The following is a 13,743-nucleotide window of genomic DNA, read 5'->3' on the forward strand; positions in this document are numbered from 1 at the left end:
GTCGGGAGCTGCTCGTCAACGACCGCGTTCGTCGAGAACCGCCAGCAGGTCCGACACCCTCGCCCGCAGGAAGGCGTGGTAGACGGGCACCGCCACCCTGAGCCTCGTGCCGTTGTCGACGAGCCTGAGGTAGGCACGGTCGACGAGTTCCTTGACCGCGTCCTCCCCACCGGCCTCCACCGCCTCGGACAGCACCAGGTCCGACCTCTTCACCGGCATCGACGCGAACCTCACCAGGATCCGCCGTTCGTCGTCGCTGAACAGGTCCCGGCGACGTTGCTCGTCCGCGTCCAGGCCCGATCCGCGGTCGATGACCGCGTTCAGGTGCGGATCCCCGGTGACCAGGGCCTGGAGGTGCGTGCGCAACGCGGTCCCGTCCACGAGCCGTGACTCGCGATCACCGCCGATGTGACCCTCCAGCCTGTCCCGCAGCTGTGCCCAGAAGTAGGGCCGCAGCCCGATCAACGGCACGATCTGGTTGGTGTACTCCTCCGGCGTGACGCCCGCGCGCCGCAACCACTCCACGCGCGGGCCGGTGGTGGGATCGGTCAGAGGACCGAAGAAGTACGTGACGCCGTCCGACCACGACAGGTCGGCCGGGCACTCGATGGACGACCAGTTCTTGAACTCGTGGACCGACCGGTGGAAGCGCTGGACCGTGCCGATCAGGACCAGGTTCTGCCAGGCGAGGTTGCCGAGTCGGCCCGCGGCACGGCGGCCGGCGCTGCCCTGCTCCGGCAGCAGCAGCATGTCCAGCTCGTCCAGGACCACCACAACCGGGGCGCCGCCGTCGAGCCGCTCGTCCAGGTCGGCGAGCAGGTTGATGAAGTCCGTGCCGTCGCCGTCGAGGTCGATGCCGAGACGTCGGCGTGCCTGCCGCGCGATCTCCCGGCACATCGCGTGGTTCCACGCGCGGAAGTCGGTTCTCGCCGACTCCGAGGCGTTGCCCAGGTCGATCCACAGGTACCCGCGCAGCCGGTGGTCCTGGCCCACCCGGTACGCCAGCGCCGACTTCCCGGCCCGCCGGGTCCCGTGGATCAGGCTGCCGGCACGCGGGCCGGCGCCGGTGATCGCCCGCCGCAACCTCGCCAGCTGCTCGTCACGCCCGCGGAACAGGTCCGCGGGCAGCGCGGCCAAGGTGACGTTGGCGCCTTCGGTCAACGGCGCGCGTTCGACGTCCAGGGGCACTCGGACGTCACCGACGACCAGCGTGCTGCCGCGGTCGATCCGGCGCGGCCGGGTGCAGTAGCCGAACGCTCCCGGTTGCTCCACGGCGAAGGGGGGCAACCGCAGCGGCACGTCGTCGAGTCGCAGTTCCAAGGCGTGGTGGACCGACAGGTTCACCACGACGACACGCGCCGACCCGTTGTCGTCCACGCGGATGGCCAGCAATCGGTCCGGTGTGGTCAGCCGCTCGGCCGCCGCGTCGGTCCTGGCCTGGATCTCGGCCGCCAGCTCGGCGGGCAGTGCCAGCGCTTGGACGGCGCGCGCCGTCTGGGAGCTGTCGTTGAGCAGCGTGCTCAGCGTGTCCGCCAACGCGTCCAGCGCCACTTCCGCCACGCCGCTGCCGCGGCAGTACAGCCGGTGGAAGCGACGCGGCACGGGCGCGATCCGCACGCCGGTGTCGGGCGAGTACCGGCGCTCTTTGCCCACGAACACGGGCACCTGGCGTGGCCGCAGCAGCGCGAACGTGTCGACCAGGTCCGCCGGCCGCAGCCGCACCCCGCCCGGCGGGTCCTGGTCCTCGGTGCCCAGCCACCTGATCCACGGGATCTGGTTGGCCAGCTGCTCCCAGCGCTTCTTCCGCGGGCCGCCGATCTCCTTGGCCGGCAGGGTGTGCACCCGTCCCGCCGCGAGCCGCGTGCCCAGCAGGTACTCCCGGACGTACCGGACGATGCGCTGCCACGTCCACGGCCAAGTTTCGAACGACGCGCTGTTCACCGCGACCAGGTAGGCGGTCAGCGCACGGGCGAACACCTCGACGCTGAACGTCTTGGACCCCGTGAACATCTTGTCCAGCTCCCGCTCCACGACGAGCAGGGCCACCGCCTGCGAGCCGTAGTGACGGGCTTCCAGGTCCCGGACGCCGACGCGGCTCAGCGCGTCGACCAGCGTCGGCGCGTGGGCCGAGTCCGGACGCGACCGCAGCACCTCGCGCATGACGTGGTCGACCGCGTCGCGGTCCACCGGGTCGCGGCTCTCGCCCAGCCACTCGATCGCGCCGTTCCGGGTGCGTTCGACCGCTGTCGCGAGCGAGTCGACGATCAGGTACCGGGGGCCTGGTTGTTCCGTGGGCGCCTGCGGGCGCGTGGCGCCCAGGCCCTCCGTGACGCGGTGCAGCCGCTCGATGGCGTCACGCAGGTCGAGGTTCGGCCCGACGTCGTAGACCAGGCTCCGCCCGGCCGCCTGGAGGACCAGCCGCCGCACCGGTCGACCGGGCGCGGTCGAGGTGTCGGCCGTCACCGTCCAGCGGTGCTCGTCGTGCCCGACGGTGGCGGGCACCGTGAACCACCGGCCGTCCTGCCCGAGCACGGCCAGCGGTGTCGACGGGTCCGCGGGCACGGGCTCGGCGAGGTCGTCGGCCATCCGCAGGACCTGGCCGATCGGGACGACCGCAGCGTCCGCCTTCGTGCGCACGACCGCGTGCGCGAGCCGGTCGGACTCGGCGTCGACGAGGTGCACGGAGCCACCTGCGGCGTGGCGGTCCCACAGCACCACGTCCCGGTCGTCCAGCGACACGGCCGTCATGGCCCGCTTGTGGTTCACGGTGTGGGACCGGTACCCGGTCGCGCCCCCCTCCAACCTGGACAGGGGCTGCCCGGCCAGGAGCCGGTCCACCACCACGACCGTCCGCGGTGACTGCCTGGCCAACGGCAGCAGCAGGTCGACCAGGTCGAGGACCGCGTCCCGCGGGGATCGGGCCGTCGCGCAGTGGTACTCGACCGCCACCCCGTCGACCGTGACGGCGACGGTGTCGGGTGGGTCCTCGACCGACCACGGCGAACTGCCCGGGATCAGCACGAGGTCGTCGGGTGCGCGCACCCGTGCGGTCACCGTGCGGGTGGCCGAGCGCACGGTCCACTGACCCGCGACCGACGTCGGTCGCGGGAGACCGCGCACCCAGTCCAGCAGACGAGCCGGATCAGCGGGATCGCCGACGGGGAACGCCCGTCGCAACGCGGGGAGGGCCCCGTTGACCACGACCAGCCGCGAGTCCTCCATCTCGGCGGCGATCGCCACCGCCTGACCGACCACGACGGTCACCGGTCGGACGGCGCCGAAGATCCTGCCCGGCAGCACGACCGCCAGGTGATCGCGCTCGACCACGTCACGGCCTCCGGTCGTGCCGCGCTCTCGCCGCGCGCAGCTCGTGCTCGGTGACCTCGCGAGGTCTGCGCCTCGGGAACGTGTTCTCCCGCAACCGGCCGGGGTCGGACATCCTCCGGCGCAACTTGTCCGAGGCACGCCAGGGCGCGCAGACCACGACTTGGTCGAGCAGCCCGAGCAGGTCGAGCACGAAGGGCGCGTCGGCGTCCCCGGTGGCCAGCACGAACGACGACATCGGGTTGCGGGCCGCCATCTGGGTGATCTTCGCGGTCAACAGGTTGTCGTCGCTGCCGTCACCGCGTTTCGCCTTGTCCCGCAAAGGCTTGGACAACCCGATCCGCTGTCCCGGCGTGCCCGGGCCCACGGTGGAGTCGATGCGTTCGGGCGAGCGCCCGATCAGCCACACGTCGTCGGGGTCGATCCCGTGCCGGTCGCGCAACGCGCTCAGCCAGGCGCTGACCCAGCGCTGGAGGAAGTGGTCGACGCCGCCGGCGTAGCCGCCCGGCTCGACCTCGGCGTGCCGCTGGAACGGAATCCGCACGTTCTCGGTGTCGACGACGAGGAACGTCCTGGTCAGCAGGTGCCGGATCAGCGGAGCGACCCGCGCCGCGTCGTCGAACGCGTGAGGCACGCCCAGCTCGACGGGTGGACGGCCCGCCGCCAACTCCCGCGCCAGGTAGTCCAGCGGCTCACCCAGCACCTCCGGCCGCGCCGCCAGCCACTTCACCACGCCCTCGGCCAACAACGCGGGCAACCGCTTGGCGCGCACGTGCTCGACCGCCGCGGCCGTCCAACCCCCATGGGCCTTCGCCGCGGCCGCCGACTCGCACAGCAACCACATCCAGCCGCCGCACGCGTCGGCGACCTCACCGGCCGACGCGGCCGGAACGCCTTCGGCGACCACCACGCGCACGGCGTCGTCCTTGTCCAACGGCGGGAAGGGCTCCGTGACGAACAACCTGGTGATGAGCTTGGACAGTCGCTCGAAGGTCGGCCTCTGCACCGCTCGCGTGAAGTACTCCACATCGGACGGTGCCGGGAGCGAGGTCAGCAGGACCATGCCCAGGCACGCCTCACCGGGCTGCCGGGTCATCGCCTGCCCGAGGCAGAACCGGCTCAGCTCGTCCAGCACCTCGTAGCAGTGGTCGGGCACCTGCGTCTGCCGTCCGTCGACGGCCTCGTCCCAGTGGTCGACCACCAGCACCGGTCCCCGGTCGAGCCCGTCCAAGTGGTCCGCCAGGTCCTCGACCGGCCGCTCGCCCATCGACCCGATGCCCAAGGCGGAGAACAGGTCCGCCCACACCGCCTGCCGCGACCGAGCCCGGGCCACGCGCCGGACGTCCCACAGCACGACCTCGCCACGCGCGGCACGGCGGCCGAAGAACGTCGACTTGCCGGATTTGCGCGGTCCGACGACCACCATGTGGACGTACCGTCCACGCCGGGACACCGACGACCACCACCGTAACGGACCCGCCAGCTCTTCCACACATATCCCCTCTGCGCCCGGCTCGGGTGCCTGACAACCCGAGGTCGCACCGGCGTCGGCAAGCGTTACACGCTCGATGGCTGTCGGTCCGCCGCCACCGCCGCACCGGCGAGTCGGCGTTCCACCGCTGCTTCTCGCCCCACCTGGGTCACGTTGGCCACCCTGGTGCGGGTGGCCGGACGGCGGTACTGGCGCGCTGATCCCGCTGACCGCAACGAGATCCAGCGCCCAGACACGACATCCGTCGTCCGACCTGTCCTCGACGCACCGGCAGCACGGGTCGACCCGGCGCCGCTGCCACCGAGCCCACGCCCGCGCAAGCCGCTACCACCGCCAGGCAGCCCTCCGACCATGAAGACGGCATCTCCGGTGACCGTGGTGGACGAGCCCCGGCAGCCCGTGAGAAGGTGACATCCCGTGCTTCCAGTGATCTTCATCCATGGCCTGATCGGCTCATTCGCCGACCCACGCGCCCTCGCGCCGCTCCATCCGGCGCCCACCATCTGCCCCGACTTGCACGGTTACGGGGCCGATGCCCGGGCCGAGCCCGGCTCTATCACCATCGACATGCAGGTGGAATACCTGCGTGCGGCCGTTGACCAGGCGCTGCCGGGCGGTCGCGTCCACCTGGTCGGGCATTCGGTCGGCGGCGTGATCGCCGCCGCGTTCGCCCACCGGTTCCCGGAGCGGACCGCAACGCTGGTCAGCGTCGAGGGCAACTTCAGTCTCGCGGACGCTTTCTGGTCGCGGCAGCTGGCAGCCAAGACCGCCACCGAGGTGGAGCAGATCGTGCAAGCCGACCGTGCCGATCCCGGGCGGTGGCTGCGCGCGGGAGGCATCGAGCCGACCGGGGAGCACCTCCGCTCTGCGACACAAGCCCTGGCCTACCAGCCCGCTTCGACCATCCACGCCATGGCTCGTGCTGTCGTCGAGTACACCGCTGGACCCGACTACCAGCAGCTGCTGCGGGACGTGTTCGAGCGCGTCCCGGTCCACCTGGTCGCCGGGGCCCGCTCACGTGCGGGGTGGGACGTGCCTGCCTGGGCCCTGTCCGCCGCTGCCAGTTACACCGAGCTTCCCCGCACGGGCCACATGGTGGTGCTGGAAGCGCCCGAGGAGTTCGGCGCACTCCTCGCCGGACTCCTTGCCCCGGCGTCGGCAAGCCGCGTCAGCACCCCGGAGTGACTGCTGGGGACGGTGCCGCCCGCGACCGGCGCCCACTGGGCCAGAAGGAAACTCCCACGTGATCACTTGTCATCTGCGCTACGAGATCGATCCCGGCCAGGCTGTCGCGTTCGAGGCGTACGTGACGGGGTGGATCCCGATCGTCACCCGCTTCGGCGGCACGCACCACGCATGTACCGAGCGAGCCCGAGCCGATCTCCACGCCGCGCAGCCGGCGTCGGCCACACCCAGACAGGCCAGTCGGAGCAGCACGTCCGGCCACCATGCCGGGCCGGCCGACGTCGCGTGGACTCGGCCGCATCTACCATCGGAAAACCCCACTGGTCCGGGTGCGGTGAGCGGTTAGCCTCACGAGCAACGCGGATGATCACGGGAGGTTCCGTGCGGGTCGTGATCGTGGAGGACAGCGGCCTGTTCCTCGACACCCTGGCCGAGTCCCTGCAAGGCCGGGGCGTGGACGTGGTCGGGCGGGCGGGTGACGTGGACGGCGCCGTGGCCGTGATCGACGAGACCGTTCCGGACGTGGTGCTGGCCGACATCCGACTGCCTCCCACCTACTCCGACGAGGGGATGCAGATCGCCGCCGCCGTCCGGCGCCGGCATCCCGGCGTGGGCATCCTGCTCATGTCGCAGGAAGGAACACCGAGCATCGCCGAACGGCTGCTCTCGTTGGAGGAGGAGTCGCGGGGCGTCGGGTACCTCATGAAGGAGCGCACCGGTCGGCTGTCGTACCTGATCGAGGCGGCGGGCCGGGTGGCCGCCGGGGAGGTCGTCGTCGACCCGTGGCTGATCGACCGGTTGCTGACGCGGCAGCGCACGCGCGACCCGCTGGAGAACCTCACCGCGCACGAACGGCGAGTGCTGGAACTGGTGGCGCACGGCCGGTCGAACCTCGGCATCGCGCAGGCGCTGGGCATCACCGTCAGCGCGATCGAACGGCACCTCACGTCCATCACCCAGAAGCTGGGGCTGCCGTCGTTGTCCGAACCCGAGCGGCCAGAGGTCAACGTCCGGGTGCTCGCGGTGCTGACGTACCTGCGCAGTAGTGGCGTGGACCCGCGGCGCGGCGGGTGACACTTCCTGGGTGACTTTCCGCGACGTGATCCCCGACGCCCGCACGGCGGGCGTCCTGGCCGGCTCGGCTCTCGTGCTGGCGGTGGCCGGCGCCGGGGCGGGGTGGTCCTGGGCCGTGTCCACCAAGCCGTGGTGGCTGACCGCGCCCCTGTCGGTGTGGGGCGTCTTGACCACCGCGTTGGGCCTCGCGGTGATCCGTCGGCCGCGGTTGCACCGCCACGGGCGACTCGTCGTCGTCGCGGGCATCGCCTACTACATCAGCGTGTTGACCACGGTCGACTCACCGGTGGTCTACGCGGCGGCGTTCAGCACGTCGTTCGTCTGGGTCGCCGTGCTCGGCCACCTCGCCATGTCGTGGGCGCAGCCGTTCGTCGGCCGACGCACATCAAGGGCGCTCGTGGTGCTGGGCTACCTCGGCGCGGTCGGCACGCAGAGCCTGCGGCTCTGGGCGGACCCCGGGCTGACGCCGCGCCAGCCCTGGTGGGACGAACCCGGCGGTCGGCCGGGCACCACCGCCGAGGCGATCGGTACGACGGCGTTGGCCGTGCTCATCGCCGGGATGTTCGCGATCGTGCTGTTCCGGTGGTTGCGCACCCGCCCGGCGCACCGGCGTGGCGCCCAGCCGATCTGGGCCTACGTCGTCGTCGCGGCCGTGCTGGGCTTCACCGTCACGGTCTCGTCGTTCAGCCCGCTGCCGACCAGCGGGCGGCTGGCGTTCACCGCGGTCGCGCTCGACCTGGTGCTGATCGCGTTGCTGGTGATCCCCGTGCTCAGGAGGCAGCAGGGGTGGCGGGTGATCCGGCGTCTGCTCGCCGACCGGGACCCGCGAGCCGAACCCGGCCACGTCGACGCGGACGGCGATCCGCGCACGGCGAGCCTGTCCGGGCTCCAGACGACGTTGCGGCAGGTGCTGGACGACCCCGAGCTGATGCTCTACCTCACCGAGGGCGACGTGTGCCGGGATGTCCACGGACGTGCGGTCGTGGCGCCGTCGCCGGAGCCGGGCCGGGTCGACCGGCCCGTGCGCTGGCAGGGACGGCGGGTGGCGCTCATCCGTCTGCACGACGTGTGGCGGGAGTCCGATCCGGTGGTGACGGCGGCACTCAACTCGGTGGGCATCGCCGTCGAGGCGTTGCGGTTGGAGGCTGTGGCGTCACGGCAGGCCCTCGAGGTCGCGCGCTCCCGGCAGCGGCTCGTCACCACCGCGCTGTACGAGCGCCGCAGGATCGAGCGCGATCTGCACGACAGCATCCAGAACATGCTCTTCTCGGTGCTCACCATGATCGACAACGCTGAGCACCACATCGCGGAAGGTCGGGACCCGGACGCCGCGCAGGGCGACCTGCGACGCGCGCACGCCCGGTTGTCCGCCACCATCTCGGAGATGCGGCGCCTGGTCCGCGGTCTCTACCCCGCGACGCTGGCCAACCACGGACTGGCCGCCGCGGTCGAGGAACTGTGCGACACCTGCCCGATCCCCGCGGTGGTGGACGTCCGCTGTGCCGGGTGGCCGTCCACGGTGGAGGCGACCGCGTACTTCATCATCGCCGAATGCCTCACCAACGCGGTCAAGCACGCCACCGCGACCGCGGTCACCGTCCACGTCGGCGAGGACCACGGCAGCGCGCTGGTAGTGGTGCGGGACAACGGCAACGGCGGCGTCCGCCTCGACCCGGACGGTGGGCTGCAACACCTCCACGACCGGGTCGCCGCCCTCGGCGGGGAACTGACCGCCGAGGGCACGCCGTCACGCGGCACCGCCGTCACCGCCCGCCTGCCGATCGCCGACCTCTAGCTCGGGCTTCCCACGTGGCGCGGGCGGGCCCGGCCGGCGCAGGGCCGACCGGGACTCGACGTGCTTCCCGTCACCACCACTGCCGGGCGGTGACCGTGGGTCCACCGGAGTTGTCGAACACGTTGGCGTCGTTGACGACGAACTGGAACGAGGACGCCGCCGGGTTCTCCAGCTTCACGCAGTCGCTCACCGCGCCGGCGTAGTACCACTTGAAGGGTTCCAGTCTGCTGCCGGCGACGACGGCCGGGTCGTGCGCGTGGTTGGCGGAGGTCACCCAATGGGCGGTGCCCGACGTGATGCGCATCAGCAGCGCGAACTTCGGCACGCCGGTCCGCGGCCAGTAGCCCTGGTCAGGCCAGGCGATGTCGTTGACGTCGCCGGACGGCGGCTTCCACGCGCCGAAGACCGGTTGGATCTGGGTGCTGCCCGTCGCGGTGAACCGGAAGATGTCGTCCGGCACGTGACCGAACGGGCTGGCCCAGGCCGACGTGTTGTTGCCGGGGTGCGCGAAGCTGCGCGTGGCGGATGCCGGCTGGTTGAGCGCGCAGACCGAATTCGGCGCCGCGCTCGCCGGTAAGGCCGCGACCGCGGAGATACCTGCGGCCATCAGCACGGCCGCGATCAGCGCCCTGATGCGGATAGGGACGTTCATGACTCCTCCTCGAGAACCGTCTCACAATTGCGACGGTGAGTCGTCGGGTAATCGAAGGCCGGAGATCCGACCCGTCACAATCGTGGTGTTCGCGCGGTGAAGTGTCACCAGGGCGATCCGCGCCGCCACACAGCGGTTTCCACGCATCCTCCCTACGGGAACCCCGACCACGCGACACGGCCGAGCGCTGCCACGGTCGATGGCGACTCGACGCGACAGCCGCACCGGCTCTCAGCGGGCCATTCCACGCCCAGCAGGCACAAGATCGTCAATCAATCCCATGTCCACTGACCGCATTTTTCGTAGCGCGGTCACGAATTTCGGGAGGATCGGTGACCGGCCGATCGACTGGCGACGGACAGCACGACCACGCCTGGTTCGTGCGGACGGCATCTCCGACGAGCGTCGTCCCCGTGCAGGTCACCGGTCCAAGCGCAGGAACGTGGTGACGGTGGTGCCGCGGGTGCTGGTGTGGGTGCGCACGAGGTCGGCGAGTTGGTTGACCAGCAGCAGGCCGCGGCCCCCGTACCGACCTGGTTCGGGTGGGCGACGACCGGCCAAGGGGTCAGTCAGGCGCCCGTGGTCCTCGACCGCGCAGATCAAGTGCTCCCCGTCCCGCCAGATCCGCACCCGGCACCCGGCGCCGGTGTGTCGGAGGCTGTTGACCACCAACTCGGTGGCGATGAGTTCGAGGTCGGCGGTCCGCTCGGCGTCCAGTCCCGACTGCCGCGCCTGGTCGGCGACGAGCCGACGGACGTCGCGGAGTCCGGTGGTGGCCGTGACGGGGAGGTCGACGGCGTCCGGGGCGGCTGTCAGCGGTTGGTTGTAGCGGTCCACCACGGCGTCGGGGGCGTAGTGGTCGCTGTCGTAGCGCCCGGTGGCCTCCCACACCGTGGGGTGCGTGGCCAGGGCGTCGGTGAGCACGCGCTCGTCGAGGGCGCGGGTGTCGTAGGGACAGACAATGGTGACGTCGCGTCCGGCGAAGGCCGGGTTGATCAGCGCTTCGTGCTGTGCGCAGGCGGGGTACTCGAGCTCGGTGCGGCCGGCCCAGATCGGCTCGCCGACGATGCGCACGCGCCCGGAGCGGTGGGCGTCGGCGAAGCGTCGCAGCACGGTCGCGATGATCCGGCCGGGGTTGCGGCCGGCCACTTCCATGTCCAGCATCAGCACGTTGTCCGCGGCTGCGCCCAGGGCTTCGCGCAACAACCTCAGCCTCGCACCGGGTACCGCCACGGCGGCGGGTTGCGCTTCGGCCAACCCCTCGGTGAGGAAGGGCACGAGTGCGCCCAGGTACTCCTCGTCGGAGCCGTAGAACAGGGCGGGGTGGACGAATCCTCCCGGCGACGGCACCACCGGGGCGCTCATGCGACCTGGTCCACGCGCACGTCGGGCAGCTCGAGCAGCTCCACGAGGCGACCCAGACCCGGCCAGGAGGCACGGATCGCCAGGGGCGCGCCGCGGTGGGCCGCGTGGTTGGCCAGGCGCAGCAGACCGCCGTGGTCGAGGAAGGTCAGCCCGGTGGCGTCGAGCACCAGCTCTCCGTCCCGAAGGCGCAGGTCGACGCGGTCCAGCGCTTGGGCGAACAGGTCGCCGGTGGCGGTGTCCACCTCGCCGCCCAGGGCGGTGACGTGATCGCCCGCGGCGTGCAGCCGGAAACCGGGCCACTGCGCGTTGGTGTTCGGGTGCAGGCACGCCAGCTGCGCGAACGCCGAGTCGCCGACCTCGGCGACGGAGTAGGCGCACATCGCGGAGAACGGGTGGTCGGCCATGTAGTGGTCCATCAGGTGCTCGTAACGGGTGAAGGCGGCGAGCTGCCGCGGGGTGCGGACCAGCGGGGTCGCCTCGGCCACCACCCGCAGCCCGGCGAACCCGTCGGTCACGGCGGCCTCGGTGGCTGCGGCGTAGGCGCGCACCTGCGCCTCGGGCTCGACCACCGCGTCGATCGCGTACGTCGCGTCCACCGAGACGACCTGGGCCGCGCCCTCCCGCAACGCCCGACCGAGGCCGTCGATGCCCCGCAGATCCTCCACCAGCGCTTCCGCGTCACCGGGGGCCACGTAGCAGACGCGGTAACCCTGCTCCAGCCCGTCGGCCAGGAATTCGCGGGCGCGAGCCCGGAACTCCCGCACGTCGTCGTAGCGCCAACACACGTGGTCGTGAACCCCCAACCCACGTGTGTCGTCCACGAACCCCGACCTGCGCATCGCGTCGATGCTACCCACCCGGCACCCGATGACCACAACCGGCGTCGGGCTCGACAGCGGATCGGGAAGTCGAGCTCGCACCGCGCAACCGGTCGAGGAGCCGCAGTGCGTTCCCGGTCGTCAGCCGCAGGCCCGCGACGCCTCCTACCCGCTGTTCTCCGGACGCCGTTCGCGGTGCTTGCGTTAACACCCGCTCGAACGCGACCTGGACGCCGTCCAGGTCGCCGCTGCGGAAGCCCGCCTCACAGTAGGGGAGGTAGAACTCCCACATGCGGCAGAAGGTGTCGTCGTAACCAAGCTCGTACACATCGCCGACGTTGGCCAGGAACGTCTCGCGCCACGTCGCCAACGTACGGGCATAGCCAGCACCAAACCTGTGCACCTGCAACAGTCGGAGTCCGCCGCAGCCGGCGCACGCGTGCCGCGGCATCGATCAGAGGGGCACGATGACCGGCTCTACCGCTCCGACCGACCTACCTCGGTGCGACCAACGCGTGGCTCGTCACCCAGCCGGAGCCGGGCGACGAGCCACTGGATCGACCGGTGGTGCGAGTGGTCACGGCATGGTCGGCAGGAGGCAGGAGTAGCTCAAGGGGAGCAGGTTCACGAAGGTTCCACCGGCTCCGGTGCAGATGGCACGGGCCTCGGAAACGCGCCGGTCGGTGGACCCGAGCGGGTTGAACACGCAGGCGTAGCCCACCGGGTTCACGGTGAGGGTGAGCACGCCACCGGTCGCGACGCACAGCTCGGTCGCGTTACCCGTGCCCGAGCCCGGCCCCGATCCTGGCGGGGTGCTCGTGTTCTCGCAGCTCGCGTGGATGTCGGGGTCCGGCGCGGGTCCCTGGCAGGTGTCGGTGCCGAGGCCGCCGTCGAGGCTGTCCTGGCTGCCGTCGTTGGACGCGCCGATGAGCGTGTCGTTCCCGGCGCTTCCCGAGATGGTGTCGATGCCCAGGCCGCCGGTGAGGGTGTCGGCGCCGGTGCCGCCGGTGAGGGTGTCGTTCCCGTCGCCACCGTTGATCGTGTCGTTGAAGTCCGAACCGGTGATGGTGTCATTGCCACCGTTGCCGTTGATCGTCTTGGCGGGGTTCGTGCCGCCGCAGTCGATCGTGTCGTTCCCCGGAGTCCCGGTGACGACGGTGTCGGTCTGGGTCACGCCGGCGCTCACGACGCAGTTGACAGCGGCGTGAGCCGTCAGGGGGCTGACCGCCCATAAGAACGGGACGGCGAAGACGCCGGCCAGCGTGGCGACGACTCCTCGACGGATCCGACTCTGCAGGATTCTCATGTTCATTTCCTTGACACGTTGTTTGCGATGATTCGCACAGCGTGATGCGCTGGCGAAAACCGACTTGGCGCGAATCGCACGCCCACAGCCCGGCGCGGCTGCCGGTGCCCACGTCCTCCACACGCGAAAAACCTCGGCTCGTGATGCGAACCGCTCATGCGGCCCGGATCACGTCACCGAGGTCTGGGGTGTTACACAGAACGTTACTCCTGTTGCAGCAAAGATTGGCGCTGCGTCGCCCGAATGGACGAACGGTTCGCACGTCAACCGGACGACTCACTGGGTGCACACGGGCGGCACTCGACCGATGACCCCGGTCGGGCGGCATCTCGCACCGGACGACAAATCGAGACCGATTGACCTCCGATCGATCGGCGCGATCGGCGATACCGCTCCGAATAGACAAAACCCCGGTGCGCGCTCCGCCTCGCAGTCGATGCGGAGATGACACCACCGGGGTCCGGGGTAACAAGCCGACGGCACGGCGGGCACCCCCGCGGGACCGCCGGCGGCGTCGGCATCAGCAGCACCGGCGGTGCGGGTTCCTCCGGTGGGTCGGCGGCCGCGGTAGCGGCGGCGGCGCAGGTGACGTGGGCGGCATCGACAACTCGGAGACCGTCAACGGCGGCTCCGGGTGGACGCCCTCAAGACCACGACCGGGGCCGGGGGGGGGGGGGGGGGGCCGGGCCACCCGCCCCCGGGGCGGGGGCGGGGGGGGGGGGGGGCGCCCCC

General features: G+C 71.3%; 10 protein-coding genes. 3 read left to right on the forward strand and 7 right to left on the reverse strand.

Features of this window, described 5'->3' with window-relative positions; translation table 11 throughout:
- Positions 1 to 15 precede the first annotated feature (15 nt).
- Together AB0H12_RS41160 and AB0H12_RS41165 are read right to left on the reverse strand one after the other, a co-directional pair.
- Positions 16 to 3,327 carry a hypothetical protein gene (locus AB0H12_RS41160; protein ID WP_499630900.1) on the reverse strand — a complete coding sequence of 1,104 codons (3,312 nt, stop codon included), beginning with the start codon at positions 3,325 to 3,327 and terminating at the stop codon, positions 16 to 18.
- Position 3,328: 1 nt separating this feature from the next.
- A complete protein-coding gene (locus AB0H12_RS41165; RefSeq protein ID WP_499630903.1) occupies positions 3,329 to 4,777 on the reverse strand; it encodes a hypothetical protein in 1,449 nt (482 codons plus the stop codon).
- A gap of 456 nt (positions 4,778 to 5,233) precedes the next feature.
- Between AB0H12_RS41165 and AB0H12_RS41170 the strand changes: the two genes are divergently transcribed.
- From AB0H12_RS41170 to AB0H12_RS41180, 3 genes are all read left to right on the forward strand, one after another.
- The gene (locus AB0H12_RS41170; protein WP_499630906.1) at positions 5,234 to 6,001 is read left to right on the forward strand and encodes an alpha/beta fold hydrolase; all 768 of its coding nucleotides are present in this window, start codon (positions 5,234 to 5,236) and stop codon (positions 5,999 to 6,001) included.
- Positions 6,002 to 6,382: 381 nt separating this feature from the next.
- Positions 6,383 to 7,075, forward strand: coding sequence for a response regulator transcription factor (locus AB0H12_RS41175; protein WP_499630909.1), 693 nt, complete (start codon positions 6,383 to 6,385; stop codon positions 7,073 to 7,075).
- Positions 7,076 to 7,085: 10 nt separating this feature from the next.
- A complete protein-coding gene (locus tag AB0H12_RS41180) occupies positions 7,086 to 8,870 on the forward strand; it encodes a sensor histidine kinase (protein ID WP_499630912.1) in 1,785 nt (594 codons plus the stop codon).
- Between the two features lie 70 nt (positions 8,871 to 8,940).
- Here AB0H12_RS41180 and AB0H12_RS41185 read toward each other — a convergent pair whose 3' ends face one another.
- The 5 genes from AB0H12_RS41185 to AB0H12_RS41205 form a co-directional block, all read right to left on the reverse strand.
- Complete coding sequence (locus AB0H12_RS41185; protein ID WP_499630915.1) at positions 8,941 to 9,522, reverse strand: hypothetical protein; 582 nt, start codon at positions 9,520 to 9,522, stop codon at positions 8,941 to 8,943.
- 420 nt (positions 9,523 to 9,942) lie between these two features.
- Complete coding sequence (locus AB0H12_RS41190) at positions 9,943 to 10,887, reverse strand: anti-sigma factor RsbA family regulatory protein (protein ID WP_499630918.1); 945 nt, start codon at positions 10,885 to 10,887, stop codon at positions 9,943 to 9,945.
- On the reverse strand, positions 10,884 to 11,726 hold the full coding sequence (locus AB0H12_RS41195) for an MEDS domain-containing protein (RefSeq protein WP_499630920.1): 843 nt from the start codon (positions 11,724 to 11,726) through the stop codon (positions 10,884 to 10,886). Before AB0H12_RS41195 ends, AB0H12_RS41190 begins: the two co-directional genes overlap by 4 nt.
- Positions 11,727 to 11,736: 10 nt before the next feature.
- Positions 11,737 to 12,156 (reverse strand): class I SAM-dependent methyltransferase, encoded by a 420-nt coding sequence (locus tag AB0H12_RS41200; RefSeq protein ID WP_499630923.1) that lies wholly within the window; start codon positions 12,154 to 12,156, stop codon positions 11,737 to 11,739.
- A gap of 126 nt (positions 12,157 to 12,282) precedes the next feature.
- Positions 12,283 to 13,134, reverse strand: a complete 852-nt coding sequence (locus AB0H12_RS41205) for a calcium-binding protein (RefSeq protein ID WP_499630925.1) — start codon at positions 13,132 to 13,134, stop codon at positions 12,283 to 12,285.
- Positions 13,135 to 13,743: the final 609 nt, after the last annotated feature.

Origin of the sequence: Actinosynnema sp. NPDC023794, assembly GCF_040639675.1 — a bacterium.
Taxonomy (GTDB): domain Bacteria; phylum Actinomycetota; class Actinomycetes; order Mycobacteriales; family Pseudonocardiaceae; genus Actinosynnema; species Actinosynnema luteola.

Excerpts from the sequence above, each read along its gene's own strand:
- AB0H12_RS41190 (WP_499630918.1), bottom strand. The coding sequence starts at position 10,887 with ATGAGCGCCCCGGTGGTGCCGTCGCCGGGAGGATTCGTCCACCCCGCC.
- AB0H12_RS41195 (WP_499630920.1), bottom strand. The coding sequence starts at position 11,726 with ATGCGCAGGTCGGGGTTCGTGGACGACACACGTGGGTTGGGGGTTCAC.
- AB0H12_RS41200 (WP_499630923.1), bottom strand. The coding sequence starts at position 12,156 with ATGCCGCGGCACGCGTGCGCCGGCTGCGGCGGACTCCGACTGTTGCAG.
- AB0H12_RS41185 (WP_499630915.1), bottom strand. The coding sequence starts at position 9,522 with ATGAACGTCCCTATCCGCATCAGGGCGCTGATCGCGGCCGTGCTGATG.